This is a genomic window from Bradyrhizobium elkanii WSM2783, assembly GCF_000472865.1.
Taxonomy (GTDB): Bacteria; Pseudomonadota; Alphaproteobacteria; order Rhizobiales; family Xanthobacteraceae; genus Bradyrhizobium; species Bradyrhizobium elkanii_A.
The window spans coordinates 1-13,351 of the sequence record NZ_AXAP01000009.1; the positions used below are offsets into that span (position 1 = coordinate 1).

The window sequence follows — 13,351 nt, forward strand, 5'->3', positions numbered from 1 at the left end:
AGCGCCTCCGGCTCGCTCGCCACCTTGGCTTCCCGCACGATCTTGCCGTTGGCGTCAACCACACACACGCTCGAGCATTCCAATGACACATCGATTCCGGCATAGTGCTCCATGGTCGTCTCTCCATGATGCTTGGTGCGAGGTCCATCCTCGACTCCGTCACACCATCAATGTGAGGGACGACCGCCCGCCCTCCAAGCAAGCCGCGCGCAGCGCGCCACCCATAGCGCCGTAGCAAGCGCGGCTTGCTTGGAGGGCAGACCGCGGCCCGTTACCCCATCTACAAGATACTACGAAATCACCATTACCCTCTCGGGCCGCGCAATTGCGTCGTCAGGCGGTCCATGGCGGCGGCGACGTCGCGCCATTGTGAGAGCCAGCTTCGCGGAAAGCGATAAGTGAAGTCGGCGCCGTCGACGCGGTGTTCGCTCAGGCACATGCCGGGCGTCGGCGCGTCGCGCGTGCAGCGGGCGCTGAAGGTGGGCGACGTCGACGTGAATAAATCCTCGCCGCCATAGGGCGAACCGTCGCGGAACGCGCGCATCGTCAGGTCGTCGTCCGTGCTTGCCGCTTGATCGAGATAGCGCGGATAGATCGTGCGCAGGCGGGTGTCGGGCGCAAGTGAATCGTGATGTGCCGCGATCGAAAGAAAGATCCTGTCGATCGGCTGCACCTTGTCCTCCACCGTCTCGGCGGTGACATGCTTGCGCGCCGGAGGTTCGAGCGAGGGATAGGCAAAGCTGAGATCGACGCGCTCCTGCGCGCCCGAGTGGCGCTGGATCTTCATGCGCACCGCCGCCGTCGGCACGTTGAACAGCGTGCCGCCGACACTGACCGGCAGCCTCGACGGATCGCTTGAGGGTACGGTGGTCCAGGTCGGCCACAACAGGTAGGTGACCAGCGCGATCGCGCTGCAGGCGAGGGCGGCTGCAACCAGGATCGGCACGATGTGCGCGCGCGGATTCCTGCGCGTGTCGCGCGCAAGGTGCTGGGCCGTCGAGAGCAATGTCATCGAACGAGAATGGATGGGTTCGCGTGATGCCGAATCATCCGGCGAATATGCCACGCGGCGGCCAATTTCCGTATGATTTCAGGGAATCCGGCAAGCGGTGAGCCATGCGTAAAGGTAGCAATGTAGCTTCCATGTTAACCCTTTCTTAAGGATGATGTGGCGGCGGAGCGGCAATTTTGCCAAAGGAAGCGCGCGGTCTGTTGAGTAGCGGAAGTTTGCCATGTCGCCCGATGCGCTGAACTCGTTCTTCGCCCTTTGCCTCGGCTTCGCGCTCGCCGGCGCACTTACCAGCGGCTATCAAGCGATGGCGCAGCGGCCGGCCGGCTTCGGCCTGTTGCAGGAAGGCGCGGCGCCAAGGACTTTCGCCGCGGTGCCGTTCCTGGTGTTCGCCGCGCCCTTCATCATCATGCGCAACACGCTGCGTGGCGCCAAGATCGAAAGCCGCCGCTTCGAATTCGTGATGATGGCGACCATCATCGCCGGCTTCTGGAGCCTGATGTCCGGCACCTTCTTCCTGATGACATTGCGCGCCGCCGGCGTTCTCGTCTGAGCGCTTCTTTACCGTTGTTCCCTAGAGCTTCGGTTCTGATGGAATCAGAACCGAAGCTCTGGATTTTTGTTTTGACGCGTTTTCTTCACGCGAACCAGTATCCACTTCGCTCGAAAACGCCTTGGTCGCTCGCTTGAAAAGCCTTTGACCGCTGTGCCAATGTCGCCTCGAAAGAGGAGACATCCATGGCGATCTATGAACTGGACGGGCAGGGGCCCGATCTGCCGGCCGACGGCAACTATTTCATCGCGGACACCGCAACCGTAATCGGCAAGGTGCGCCTGCTCAGCGGGGCCAGCGTGTGGTTCGGCGCGGTGCTGCGCGGTGACAATGAGTGGATCGAAGTCGGCGAAGGCGCCAACGTCCAGGACAATTCCACCTGCCACACCGACCTCGGCTTTCCGCTCGTGATCGGCAAGAACGTCACCGTCGGCCACAATGTGATCCTGCACGGCTGCACTCTGGAAGAGGGCGCCCTGGTCGGCATGGGATCGATCGTGATGAACGGCGCGCGCATCGGCCGCGAGAGCATCGTCGGCGCGGGCTCTGTGATCACCGAGGGCAAGGAGTTTCCGCCGCACTCGCTGATCATCGGTTCGCCCGCGCGCGTGATCCGGGCGCTGGATCCTGCGCAGGTCGCGAAGATGGGAAGCGCGGCGAAGTTCTATCAGCTCAACGGGCCGCGCTTCAAAAAGGGCCTCCGCAAGATCGGTTAACGGTCCGAGCGGCGTCACGCTTCGGAACGTCCTTTCCTTGACTTCGGCGCTGCCGACTTGGCGGTATCTGTCTTCGACTTCGCGGCGCTTTTACGTAACGCGTCGCGCAGATCGATCGGAATGCCGTGCTTCTTGAGCAGGTCTGCGAACGCTTCATCGGCCAATTCCTGAAATGTCGCCATCCTGTCGCGCCCGAGCTGCTTGAGCTTGTCGAACGTATCCTCGTCGAAAGCGATCAGTTTGCGCATCCTCGCACCTCGCACTGCGCCGGGCCCAATGGCTCCCGGAGCGTTTGGTTCCGGTAAGGAACGGCCGGCTTATCCCATCGTTAGCACGACAGGATAAGGGAGACGCTCATGACCAGGAAATCGCTTGCGATCTTCATCACCGCTCTCGCGGTTCTCGCGGCGCCCGCGATGTCGCTTGCCCAAGGCGGAGGAGGCGGCGGGGGCGGGGGCGGTGGGGGCGGAGCAGGTGGTGGTGGCGCCGGTGGCGCAAGCGCGGGAGGTGCGGCGGGCGGAGCTTCCGGAGGCACCGGCAGCGCCACAGGGACCACCGGCACCGGTGGCTCGCCGTCCGGTTCGGTCGGCGGCCAGAGCAACCAGGCCATCAACCCCGGCAACACCAATACCACTGCGAACCCACCGCCAGGGACCAACAGCGCTGGCACTGCGCAATCCTCCTCCGGTCCGGGGACCACGACCGGCTCTGCAGCCGGCCGGCAGAGGACCGGGGAAGATTCAGCGATCGATGCTGAGGACGCGCCGCTCGATCGCAAGATCAAGGGCATCTGCAAAGGCTGCTAGATCACTTCTGCCCGGCCTTTCGGTCGCGCAGAAGTGAGCGCATTGTTCAACCGCACTCCCGGAACTCGCTCTAGATTGTGGCGGGCGCTTGCGATGGCTGGCGCAGGCCGCGCCGGTATTGGCAGGCCGTGATGGAGGTGCAGTGATGTTGCGTAAAACGATGGTTGCCTTGCTGGCGGTAGCCTCGCTTGGAATTTTGACGATAGATACGGCGTCCGCGCGCGGCGGGTTTGGCGGCGGCGGTGGCTTTCACGGAGGCGGATTTGGCGGCGGTGGCTTTCGTGGTGGCGGTTTTGGCGGCGGTGGTTTCCGCGGCGGCAGTTTTGGTGGTGGAGGCTTCCGCGGCGCGGCCTTCGGCGGAGGCGGCTTCCGTTCGGCCGCGATCGGCGCCGGCGGCTTCCGTGCGGCCGGATTTCGTGGCGGCTTCTACCGGCCGGGCTGGGGGTATCGTTCCGGCTGGGGGTATCGTCGTGGATTTCCGTTCGCCGCCGCAGCGGTTGGTGTTGGCCTCGGCTACGGGCTCTATGGCGACTGGCCTTATGACTCTTACGGCTACGGCGATCCCTACTACGGCTATTACGACAATTCCGGCTACGGCGGCTGCTACGTCGCCCAGCAGCGCGTCTTGACGTCATATGGCTGGCGCATCAGGTCGGTTGACGTCTGTGACTGAACCTGGCGCGCTGTAGCGAATTTATCGGGATGATGATTGCAGCCTCGGTGTTTTCCACATCGAGGCTGCATCGTTTCTGCATAGGGGCTGGAACGTCGATTGCAGCGATTTCGAAATGCTGAACACGCTCACCACCGCCGCCTTCACCTTCGTCTTCCTGGGCATCGTCATCGGCCTGGGCGCCGCCTTTGTCCTGATGTTCTGGGAAGTCGAACGGCAATTGACTAGGCCGCGCAACCGCGATCGTCTCGGCTAGAACTCGTCGAGGTGACGTTGTGCCGACCGCCAATTCCTACAGACTGCGTATCGAGGGCATGGATTGCGCCGCGTGTGCGCTCAAGATCGAGAACGCGATGCGTCGGCTGCCTGGAGTCACCGACATAGAGGTCAGCTTTACGACCGGAACGCTCGCCTTCCGGCTCGACGAGGACCGCACTGCGCCGCGTCTCATAGAGGATAAGGTCAGGGCGCTGGGCTATGCGCCGGCCGGCATGCCGTCGGCATTGGGAGGGAAGGCGCCGCGGAATCAGGAGCGGCAATCCCTGTGGCAGGGAGCCAAGGGCAGGCTCGTCCTCGGGACTGGCGTCCTGTTTGCTTTGGCATTCGTGCTTGCCAGCCTGTTCCCGGAGCTGGAGCGTTGGCTCTATTCGGCGGCGGCGGTTGTCAGTGTCCTGCCTTTTGCGCGGCGTGCGCTTGCCGGCGCCTTGTCCGGCTCGCCCTTCACCATCGAGACCCTCATGACGACAGCGGCGCTCGGCGCGGTTGCCATCGGCGAAGCCGAGGAGGCGGCTGTTGTCGTCTTCCTGTTCGCGGTGGGCGAATTGCTCGAGACGGTCGCCGCCCGCCGCGCGCGGGCCGGGATCGAAGCGTTGATCGATCTCGTGCCGCGCAATGCCAGACGTCAGCGCGCGGCTTCTCTCGATGTCGAGGAGGTTCCGGTCGATGATCTCGCGGTCGGCGATGTCGTGGTGGTTCGCCCCGGTGATCGCGTGCCCTCGGACGGCACCGTGATCGACGGCTCCTCGGAGGTCGATGAGTCACCGTTGACCGGCGAGTCCGTCCCCGTTCTCAAAGAAATCGGCGCGAACGTGTATGCCGGCAGCATCAATGCCAATGGCGAGCTGCGTGTCGAGATCGCGCGTGTCGCCACCGACAACACCATTGCCCGCATCATCCACATGGTGGAAGAAGCGCAGGAGTCGAAGGCGCCGACGGCGCGCATGATCGACTGTTTCAGCCGGTGGTATACGCCCGCCGCCATGCTCGTCGCGCTGCTTGTCGTCCTGATCCCGCCGTTCGGCTTCGGTGGTGACTGGATGACCTGGATCTACCGTGGCCTTGGCACGCTGCTGATCGCCTGTCCCTGCGCATTGGTGATCTCCACCCCGGCCGCCATCGCGTCCGGCCTCGCCTCCGGTGCCCGGCAGGGATTGTTGATCAAGGGCGGAGCCGCGCTCGAGACGCTGGGCAAGGTCAGAACGATCGCCTTCGACAAGACGGGCACACTCACGCGTGGTCGTCCGCAGGTGACGGATGTCGTCGCGACGGTTGCGGACGAGCACACAGCTCTGGCCAGGGCGGCGGCGATCGAACGCAGCACCAATCATCCTCTCGGGCGCGCCATCATCGAGGAAGCCGAGAGACGCGGGCTGGAGCTTCCCGCCACCTTCGGCGGCGGTGTCGTGACGCCTGGCAAAGCGGTGACGGCACGTCTGAGAAGCGGCTTTGCCTCGGTCGGTTCGCCCCGGTTCGCGAGCGAGCAGGCGAGCGTCGATCCCGGCGTCGTCGAAAGGATCAGCGCGCTCGAAGGCGAGGGCAAGACGGTGGTCGTCCTGCTGTCCGGCAAGGTGGTCGAGGGGCTGATCGCGCTCCGCGACGAGCCGCGAGAGGATGCGCATGAAGGCGTCAAACGGCTGACCGATAGCGGTCTCCGCACGATCATGCTGACTGGCGACAATGCCCGCACCGCCGATGACATCGCCGGTCATGTCGGGCTTGAGGCGCGTGCCGGGCTTCTGCCCGACGCCAAGCTCGCGGAGATCGGGCGGCTCAAGGAGGCCGGTCCGGTTGCGATGGTCGGCGACGGCATCAACGATGCGCCGGCACTCGCTGCGGCTTCCGTCGGCATTGCCATGGGCGGCGGAACGGACGTGGCGCTGGAGACCGCGGACGCGGCCCTGCTCAAGAACCGTGTTGTCGGTGTTGCCGAGCTGATCGCCCTGTCGCGAGCGACGCTCGGCAACATCTGGCAGAACATCACGATCGCGCTCGGCCTGAAGGCGGTGTTCCTTGCTACCACTCTGTTCGGCGTGACCACCTTGTGGATGGCCATCCTCGCCGATACCGGCGCCACCGTGCTCGTCACCGCCAACGCGCTGCGCCTCTTGGCGCACCGCTTTGCAGATGGCGGCCTCAGCTCAGCACGCCGTATTTCTTGAACCAGGCCTGCATCTGCGCCCACGCGTCTTCGGCGGCTTCCTTGCGATAGCTCGTACGATAATCGGCATGGAAGCCGTGCGGTGCCCCCGGATAGATCTTGAACTCCGCGGTCTTCTTGTCCGCGGCGAGCGCCGCCTTGAACGCTTCGACCTGCGAGACCGGGATGCCGGTGTCGGCTTCGCCATAGAAGCCGATCACCGGCGCCTTCATCTCGGGTGCAAGCTGCATCGGGCTCTTCGGCCAAACCGGGTTCTGCGGATCGACCGGCGGACCATAGAACGAGGCGCCCGCCTTCAGCGCGGGGTTGTGAGCGGCATATTCCCAGACCGTGCGTCCGCCGCGGCAGAAGCCGACAATGCCGAGGCGGGAGGTGTCGCCGCCTTGCGATTTCGCCCAGGCCACGGTGGCGTCGAGGTCGGACAGGAGCTCGGCGTCCGGCTTGGTGTTCACGAGCGGCAGGAGCTGCTGAATGTCGGTGATCTTGGTGAGATCGCCCTTGCGGAAATAGTAGTCGGGCGCCACCGCAAACGCGCCGAGCTTGGCGAGCCGGCGCGTCACGTCCTTGATGTATTCGTGCAGACCGAAAATCTCCATCGCGACCAGGATGACCGGCGGATTGCTGACGCCGGCTGGCCGCGCGAAATAGGCGGGCATCTCGCCATCGGCCACCTTGATCTTGGCCTCGCCCGCAGTGAGGCCGGCGGGATCGGTCTTGATCACGTCGGCCCGCACGGGACCGGCGGCGAGGGTGTAGCCGGCTGCAACGGCGGCCGAAGCCGTCATGAAGCCGCGGCGCGAGAAGGGGGCGGTTTTTGTCAGTCCGATGACATCCGAGGGCAGGGATTCAGCGCGCATGCGGGGCCTCATTTCAAAATGTTTTGCAGACCATCGACCCGATCGAGGGGTGGGCGAGACCGGGTTCAAAAGCGGCGGCATTCAGCAAGCAAAGCCTGCCGCTGGCAAGTCACCAGCGTGAGAGGCGGCCAAAGCGATCGGTGAAAAGGGCCACCCGTGGCGGAAGCGGGGCCCTCTAAAAGAACAAGGCCGTTGACGCAGTATACCGCCAACGACCTTGCCAGCCCCGGATATTGAAATCGGCTCACGCCATCCGGTAGGCGGCACCTTGCCCCGGAATCAGGTTCCCGAATGTGAACTAGTTCACAAAGTCGGCGAAAAAAACCGTATCGAGATTCGGCAGCGACGGTGGATATGTCCCGCGGGTCAGGGGTTTGGCGGTGATTTCGACCGACTCAGCCGCGGCGCTTGCGTCCGCTGCGAATCGCGTGCGACCGGGATCGTTTGCGGACGGGTTCGGCCGCCGGCTCATTGGCCTGGGCGCTGGCGAAGGATTGCCTCAAGCCCTCGACCGCTTCGGTCAGTGCCGTGACCTGCTCGGACAGCTTCTTCGTATCGGCCTGCTGGGAGGCGAGCATCCGGCGCATGGCCTGCAACTGGTCCTGCACCATCTGGAGCTGGTCGATTGATTCCTGCTGGGTCGCTTCCAACCCCTTGGTTTTCTCGACGAGCTGCTCGGACACCTGCGCGGTGCGGGCCTGCAATTGCCGGCTGGCGATGACCCGATCGGACTCCGGCGATGTGCCGGTAGTGACCCGGTACAGCGCGATCGCGCCGATCCCGAACAGGACCAGAAAGAGCCCGACGGCGGTGACCGCAATCGGCTGCACACCAATGCGCAAGGCGCTGGTGGAATTCCCGGGGGTGAGGTCCATCATTCGACACCAAACCGGACTAATTCTAAAGGTTCCGAATACCACAACCTCAGCGCGCCTAAAACCCCGTGATTTGTCCCGTATTGGTACGCATTGGCACTAAAAACCTGCGAAATCGAGGTTTTTTGGCTCAAGCGACCACCAGACGCGCTATGCCAAACGGGCACGGATGAATTGCCCCGCCCTGGAAAGGGCGTGGCGGCCGGAGCTAAGCTTCGCATTCCATAGCGGCCACGCGTGGATCATGTGGGGCCAGATCTCCAGCGTCACCTCGACCTCGGCAGCGCCGGCCGCCTCAGCGAGCCGCGTGGCATCCGCCAGCAACGTCTCCGCCGATCCGACCTGGATCAGCATCGGGGGATAGCCAGTGAAATCGCCAAACAAGGGCGAGATCAGCGGTGAACTGCGATCGATGGTGGCAGGCACATAGGCGTCCGCAAGCTCTTCCAGATAGGTCTTGTGGATGAGCGGATCGACAGCGTCCTTGGTGCCAAGGGTTGCGCCGGACATCGTGAGATCGGTCCATGGCGAGAGCAGCCAGGCGCAGCCGGGCAAGTCCTCGCGGTCTCTCAGCAAGTGGCCGATCAGTCCGAGCGTAAGATTGCCGCCGGCACTGTCGCCCCCGACGGCGATGCAGTGCGCCGGAATGCCCTGCCTGCGCAGGAAGTGCCAGGCCTTCATCGCATCCTCATGCGCGGCGGGATAGGGGTGCTCGGGCGCGCGGCGATAATCGATGGCGAGCGTTCGAACGCGCGCGGCGCGCCCGGCTTCACTGACCAATCTGCGGTGGCTCAGGATCGATCCGGAGCAGTAGCCGCCGCCATGGAAATAGAGCAGCACGCGCGATGGCTCGCTGCCTGGCGTCAGCGACCATTCGCCAGCCACGCCGTCGCAATCGACTGTTTCAAGCTTCACGTCATCGGCCACCGGCCAGACCGAACCGACCTCATCGAGACGTTCGCGCCGCTCGGTCCATCCGACCGGCCGCGGTTTTGACGAAAGCAGCGCGCGAATGGCGTCGATTTCATTGGTTGCCACGGCTTGTTTCCTGCTGATTGCGCCGACCACGTCTATGGTTGGTCACGCCAGCGCCGGAAAGGTTGCTCACCGGAGCGGCATCGCGCAGTCGCAGACGGGATTGCTCACGTGATCGAAGCTGTCGGTACGCTCTCGATGAACTGCGCGATCACATGGATGGTCACGCTGTATGACAGACCTTTGATGCTTGCCGGCATTAGCAAGCCATGACGAATGTGCGAGAGTCAGTTGTGCACGACACCATTCATTGCACTGGACGGAGCAGTGACTTTCGATAATAGTAATAACGTTATTACCTGACGTTGTACTATTCCCTAAGGTATTGTTATACAGGTGGACCCGGGCGTCGTGTCTCGCCGAGTCCACAATGATTCATGGCGAGACGTTGCATGGCTGATCGCGCACGTAATCAGTATGGATTGGGCAAAGCCGTAACTTTCAACGTGATAACGCCGATGACGCGCTTCGGCACCCTTGTCGTCGGAGTGTTGCTGTCGATCTTCGATCGCTTCAAATCGACCCAAGTCACGGCCAAGGAGCTGGCGTTTCTGCCCTTTGTTCACTGGGTTGTCGTCAAGCGCGACAGTTTTCCGCGGGTAAGCGACAGCCAGCCGGCAGAAGATTTGCACTACGATTATTTGTTCTTTCTGAGCACCTTCAACGGTCCCTGGGGACCTTACATCGAAGCCTTCGCCGACGTGCTCTACAAACCGCTCGACCTGGTCTGGTTCTGGAGCGTCGGATATCCGTTCGCCCGTCCGGTCGGGCCACTCAAGGCCTATATCCAGCGCAATCAGATCGAGTCGGATCATTCCTATAGCGCTTATCCGGGCGCATCCGTGCGCGATGTACGCGCAGCACTCGAGCTGCGCAACGAAGTCGAGAAGCTTTTTCAAAACTCGGGCGGACTGTCTCCCGAACGGTTTGCGGTCGAATTCGATCGCCTGCTGATCAGCGTGCAGAACAAGCTCGGTACATTTGGACCAGTGTAGCAGGCCGGTCGAACGGAGTTCGCGACGTGGCTAATCAAAACGGTGAGAAGTACGGCTTCACAGGCCTGTTTCCGATTGCAACCAATCAATCGGACGATCTGCGAGCGTTTCTGCGCACGCTGGATGACATCAGAACCTATCCGCGCGGCTCGCCTTTCAGCCATGTGCCGATCATCCACATGGCGCGAATGTTCATTGTCGATCGCCTCGCCTATCAAGGCACGCCGGCGAAGTTCGATGCACTCAAGTCGGACTATCTGGTGTTCATGTGCGAATTCGATGGCGAGAGCGTCGATCCTTTGGTCCAGGCCCTGGCCGGCAATATCCCGAACGAAGTCGCGACCATTTGGGGGCGCTGCCTTGGTTTCCCGGGTATCGATCGGCGCGATCTGCTCTCCGGATATTTCGAGCGGTGCCAGCTCAAGACCACTCTGTTTCTGGCGGACCAGCCGGAGGCGAGCGTAAGCGAGATTCTCATGGCGCTGCTGTGCCGACGCCGCCTCGGCGAGTTCGTCAGGCTTGTTCAAACCAATCCACGGCCTCCCGAAGTGCTCCAACGAGAGTTCAGGCAAATGTGGGAGGGTCTCCAGAACGAGAGGCCGTCCCCGGGAGATTTGTGAGTACGCAACGATCAGAGCAGGGGTCTGGCGATGCTCAACCTTACCAATATTCAAGGCAACATTCTTCGCGGTTACGCCTCGTTTCCGCACGCGCAGTTCTTGTTCTTCGAGATCCAAAACGCTGATGATGCCAGGGCGTTCATCCAGCGGCTGCTCGAGACCAACGCCGTCACGCCGGCACTTTGGCGCGCAAAGCCGGACGCCACCCTCAACATCGCCTTCACCTTTGAAGGCCTCCGCGCCCTTGGCCTGCCTACGGAAAGTCTCGCGACGTTTCCTTGCGAGTTTCAGGAGGGCATGAAACCTCGTGCGAACGAACTCGGTGACATCGACGAAAGTTCACCGGAGCACTGGGACGATCCCTGGAAGACGCATCGCGTTCATATGCTGATCTCGATCTACGGCCGGACAGAGCCGGCGCTCGCGGCGCACTGTCAACAGCTCAGGGATTCGCTGCCGAATGGCGTGCAGGAATTGAAGGACAGTCAGCCGGCGGGGCTGCTGCACATCAACGGCGAACAGACTCGAAAGGAGCACTTCGGTTTTCTCGACGGCTTGAGCAACCCCGCGATCGAGGGAGTGCCTGACGACGGTGGCAGGGACCGTCAGGACGTTGGTAATCCGGATGAGAAGGGGCGATTTCGCAAGATACCGCTTGGGGAGTTTCTTCTCGGCCACCCGGGTGAGGGCGGCGAGATGGCTCCCATGCCGCTGCCGCACCTTCTCGCGCACGATGGCACCTATCTCGTGTACCGCAAGCTGGAGCAGGACGTCGTTCGTTTCCGTCGCTACCTTGATGATCAGGCGGACGCATTTGCCCGAACCATTCCCGGTCCTCTGCCGGATGGCGTCAGCCCGCAGAAGTTTCTTGCCGCCAAGATGATGGGGCGATGGCAGGATGGCTCTTCGTTGATCGAACACCCCGACGCCCCTCGCGAGGACAGGCGCAATGCATTCGGCTACGCCGGCGATCCCGCAGGCGCACGCTGTCCGCTTGGTGCACATGTGCGGCGTGCCAACCCGCGCGATGCGTTTGGCTTCGGCGGCAAGACGATGAGCCGACACCGCTTGATCCGGCGCGGAATCGCCTATGGCAAATTCCTGCCAAAGGGCGAGGAGCAGAGTCCGCAGAGCCAGGAAAAGCGTGGCATCATTTTCATTGCGCTCAATTCCGGATTCGACCAGTTCGAGTTCGTGCAGCAGAAATGGATGAATTTTGGCGACGATTTCGAGCAGGGCAACGATACCGACCCGATCGCCGGCAATCGTCCAACCATCGGCGGTCGTCAAAGCGCGCAAATGATGATCCCGGGCGACGAAGCCACGGGACGACGCCCCTTCATCTGCTTTGACATCCCGCGCTTCGTCACGACCAAGGGCGGCGACTATTTCTTCGTTCCGAGTCTGGCCGCGCTCGGCCTATTGGCGTCTGGCCGAGTCGTCGCATGAACCGGGACACGATCCAACACTGGCTGCGCGGCCGCCGCCGAGACGGTGAGGTTTTTTTCGCGCAGGCGCCGCGCGAAGATCCGATTGTTCAGTCGTTCCGGGTGGTGCGCGATTTCCAGCGATTCTGGCAAATGCTCCGCGGATCAGCGCAATCCGCTCCGGCGCCGGCGCGGAGCTCGGAGGCGACGCCGACAAGGTATGAAGAGCTCGCGAACGCGCTGGAGCTGCAGGATCGACCGATGCCGCTCACGAAATTCGAGCGCGCCGTGCCGGGCGAGGCAACCCTGATCGCCAACATGGCGCGTATTGCCGCAAACCTTGTCATCAAGAACTACTGTGAGATGAAGGCATCGGACGTTTCCGCCTGTGCGATGCGCGACCAGCATGCAAAGGCCCATGGTTGCGTCGATGCGGAGTTTATCGTCCGCGACGATCTTCCGGCAGAGTTCTCGACACCGCTGTTTCGACCGGGCGCCCGGTACCCGACGATTGTCCGGTTCTCCAACGGACAGGGCCAGCCACAGAGCGACCGCAAGCCTGACGGTCGCGGCATGTCCATCAAACTCTTCGATGTCGCGGGCGAGTCCATTCTGCGCGGTCTCGAGCCCGGCAGAACGCGGGCCGGCGAGCACGATTTCTTGCTGAGCAGCTTCCCGGTGTTCTTCTGCAAGAATGTGGTCGATTATTCCGAGTTGATGGAAGCCGTTGCGGCGCCGAGCGGGACCTCGCGCGAAAAGTTTAAGCGGCTCCTCAAATGGATCGCGTTTGCCATTCGCAATCCGCGCCAGTTCTACACGTTTGGTCGCACCGCTCTCGTCAGGATCGGCAATCCGCTGACTGCGACCTATCACAGCATGTCACCCTATTTGTTGGGTGAGCAGCATGTCGTGCGCTATGTCGTCGGTCCGGTACAGCGTCAGGACGACGTCCCGTCGTGGTGGCGTCTCCTTTTCGGATCGCTATCGGAGAAGTTTCTCCAGGAGGCGATGCTTCGCGATCTCAGCCCGACGCCACCTGGAGATGATATCGTGTTCGATTTCGCGGTGCGGGTGCGCCATTCGGCCAAACCGGAAGAGGTCGAGAACGCTCTCCTGCAGTGGACCCGTCCCCAGGATCGGACCGTGTCGATCGGGGAGATCAGGATTCCAAGGCAGAATTTCCTGACGCCGGATCGGGTTTTCGATGGCGAACGCATGATGTTCAGCCCGTGGAACTGCTTGCAGCAGCACCGACCTCTCGGTAGCATCAACCGGATGCGGCTTGCCGTGTACCTTGCGTCCCTGCAGGTACGGCGGAAGCTCAACATGGTTGGACCTTGAGCGGGCA

General features: G+C 62.6%; 15 protein-coding genes and 1 pseudogene. 10 read left to right on the plus strand and 6 right to left on the minus strand.

Features of this window, described 5'->3' with window-relative positions; genetic code table 11:
- Both YY7_RS60200 and YY7_RS0110550 read right to left on the minus strand, forming a co-directional pair.
- A pseudogene (locus YY7_RS60200) lies at window positions 1-113 on the minus strand (IS110 family transposase); the annotation flags it as partial.
- 191 nt (window positions 114-304) lie between these two features.
- A complete protein-coding gene (locus YY7_RS0110550) occupies window positions 305-1,012 on the minus strand; it encodes a hypothetical protein (RefSeq protein WP_028163203.1) in 708 nt (235 codons plus the stop codon).
- Between the two features lie 220 nt (window positions 1,013-1,232).
- Here YY7_RS0110550 and YY7_RS0110555 point away from each other — a divergent pair, with 220 nt between their 5' ends.
- Entirely contained in the window at window positions 1,233-1,562 is a 330-nt protein-coding gene (locus YY7_RS0110555; RefSeq protein WP_028163204.1) for a DUF6949 family protein, read from the plus strand.
- A gap of 185 nt (window positions 1,563-1,747) precedes the next feature.
- Window positions 1,748-2,278: a gamma carbonic anhydrase family protein gene (locus YY7_RS0110560; RefSeq protein WP_028163205.1), complete on the plus strand. Its 531-nt coding sequence runs from the start codon at window positions 1,748-1,750 to the stop codon at window positions 2,276-2,278.
- A gap of 14 nt (window positions 2,279-2,292) precedes the next feature.
- Here the strand turns inward: YY7_RS0110560 and YY7_RS0110565 are convergent, their stop codons facing one another.
- Window positions 2,293-2,526 carry a hypothetical protein gene (locus YY7_RS0110565; RefSeq protein WP_028163206.1) on the minus strand — a complete coding sequence of 78 codons (234 nt, stop codon included), beginning with the start codon at window positions 2,524-2,526 and terminating at the stop codon, window positions 2,293-2,295.
- A 108-nt stretch (window positions 2,527-2,634) separates the two neighbouring features.
- Here YY7_RS0110565 and YY7_RS61820 point away from each other — a divergent pair, with 108 nt between their 5' ends.
- The 4 genes from YY7_RS61820 (at window position 2,635) to YY7_RS51305 (ending at window position 6,195) form a co-directional block, all read left to right on the plus strand.
- Window positions 2,635-3,084 (plus strand): hypothetical protein, encoded by a 450-nt coding sequence (locus YY7_RS61820; protein WP_028163207.1) that lies wholly within the window; start codon window positions 2,635-2,637, stop codon window positions 3,082-3,084.
- Window positions 3,085-3,229: 145 nt separating this feature from the next.
- Window positions 3,230-3,757 carry a hypothetical protein gene (locus YY7_RS0110575; protein WP_155255117.1) on the plus strand — a complete coding sequence of 176 codons (528 nt, stop codon included), beginning with the start codon at window positions 3,230-3,232 and terminating at the stop codon, window positions 3,755-3,757.
- Window positions 3,758-3,872: 115 nt separating this feature from the next.
- Window positions 3,873-4,013 (plus strand): hypothetical protein, encoded by a 141-nt coding sequence (locus tag YY7_RS60210; RefSeq protein WP_155255118.1) that lies wholly within the window; start codon window positions 3,873-3,875, stop codon window positions 4,011-4,013.
- Window positions 4,014-4,071: 58 nt separating this feature from the next.
- Window positions 4,072-6,195: a heavy metal translocating P-type ATPase gene (locus YY7_RS51305; RefSeq protein WP_196237253.1), complete on the plus strand. Its 2,124-nt coding sequence runs from the start codon at window positions 4,072-4,074 to the stop codon at window positions 6,193-6,195.
- Here YY7_RS51305 and YY7_RS0110590 read toward each other — a convergent pair.
- The 3 genes from YY7_RS0110590 to YY7_RS0110600 all read right to left on the minus strand — a co-directional run bounded on the left by YY7_RS0110590 (window position 6,170) and on the right by YY7_RS0110600 (window position 8,964).
- Window positions 6,170-6,979, minus strand: a complete 810-nt coding sequence (locus YY7_RS0110590; RefSeq protein WP_433994494.1) for a dienelactone hydrolase family protein — start codon at window positions 6,977-6,979, stop codon at window positions 6,170-6,172. The two genes, YY7_RS51305 and YY7_RS0110590, sit on opposite strands and share 26 nt — an antisense overlap.
- Window positions 6,980-7,446: 467 nt before the next feature.
- Complete coding sequence (locus YY7_RS0110595; RefSeq protein WP_028163210.1) at window positions 7,447-7,929, minus strand: hypothetical protein; 483 nt, start codon at window positions 7,927-7,929, stop codon at window positions 7,447-7,449.
- A 147-nt stretch (window positions 7,930-8,076) separates the two neighbouring features.
- Entirely contained in the window at window positions 8,077-8,964 is an 888-nt protein-coding gene (locus YY7_RS0110600) for an alpha/beta hydrolase (protein WP_028163211.1), read from the minus strand.
- Between the two features lie 389 nt (window positions 8,965-9,353).
- Between YY7_RS0110600 and YY7_RS51310 the strand changes: the two genes are divergently transcribed.
- The 4 genes from YY7_RS51310 to YY7_RS0110625 all read left to right on the plus strand — a co-directional run bounded on the left by YY7_RS51310 (window position 9,354) and on the right by YY7_RS0110625 (window position 13,344).
- Window positions 9,354-9,956, plus strand: a complete 603-nt coding sequence (locus YY7_RS51310; RefSeq protein ID WP_155255119.1) for a hypothetical protein — start codon at window positions 9,354-9,356, stop codon at window positions 9,954-9,956.
- 26 nt (window positions 9,957-9,982) lie between these two features.
- Window positions 9,983-10,576 (plus strand): hypothetical protein, encoded by a 594-nt coding sequence (locus YY7_RS0110615; RefSeq protein ID WP_028163212.1) that lies wholly within the window; start codon window positions 9,983-9,985, stop codon window positions 10,574-10,576.
- A gap of 30 nt (window positions 10,577-10,606) precedes the next feature.
- Window positions 10,607-12,025 (plus strand): Dyp-type peroxidase, encoded by a 1,419-nt coding sequence (locus YY7_RS0110620; protein ID WP_028163213.1) that lies wholly within the window; start codon window positions 10,607-10,609, stop codon window positions 12,023-12,025.
- 239 nt (window positions 12,026-12,264) lie between these two features.
- Complete coding sequence (locus YY7_RS0110625; RefSeq protein WP_196237246.1) at window positions 12,265-13,344, plus strand: catalase; 1,080 nt, start codon at window positions 12,265-12,267, stop codon at window positions 13,342-13,344.
- The last annotated feature ends 7 nt before the right edge of the window (window positions 13,345-13,351 follow it).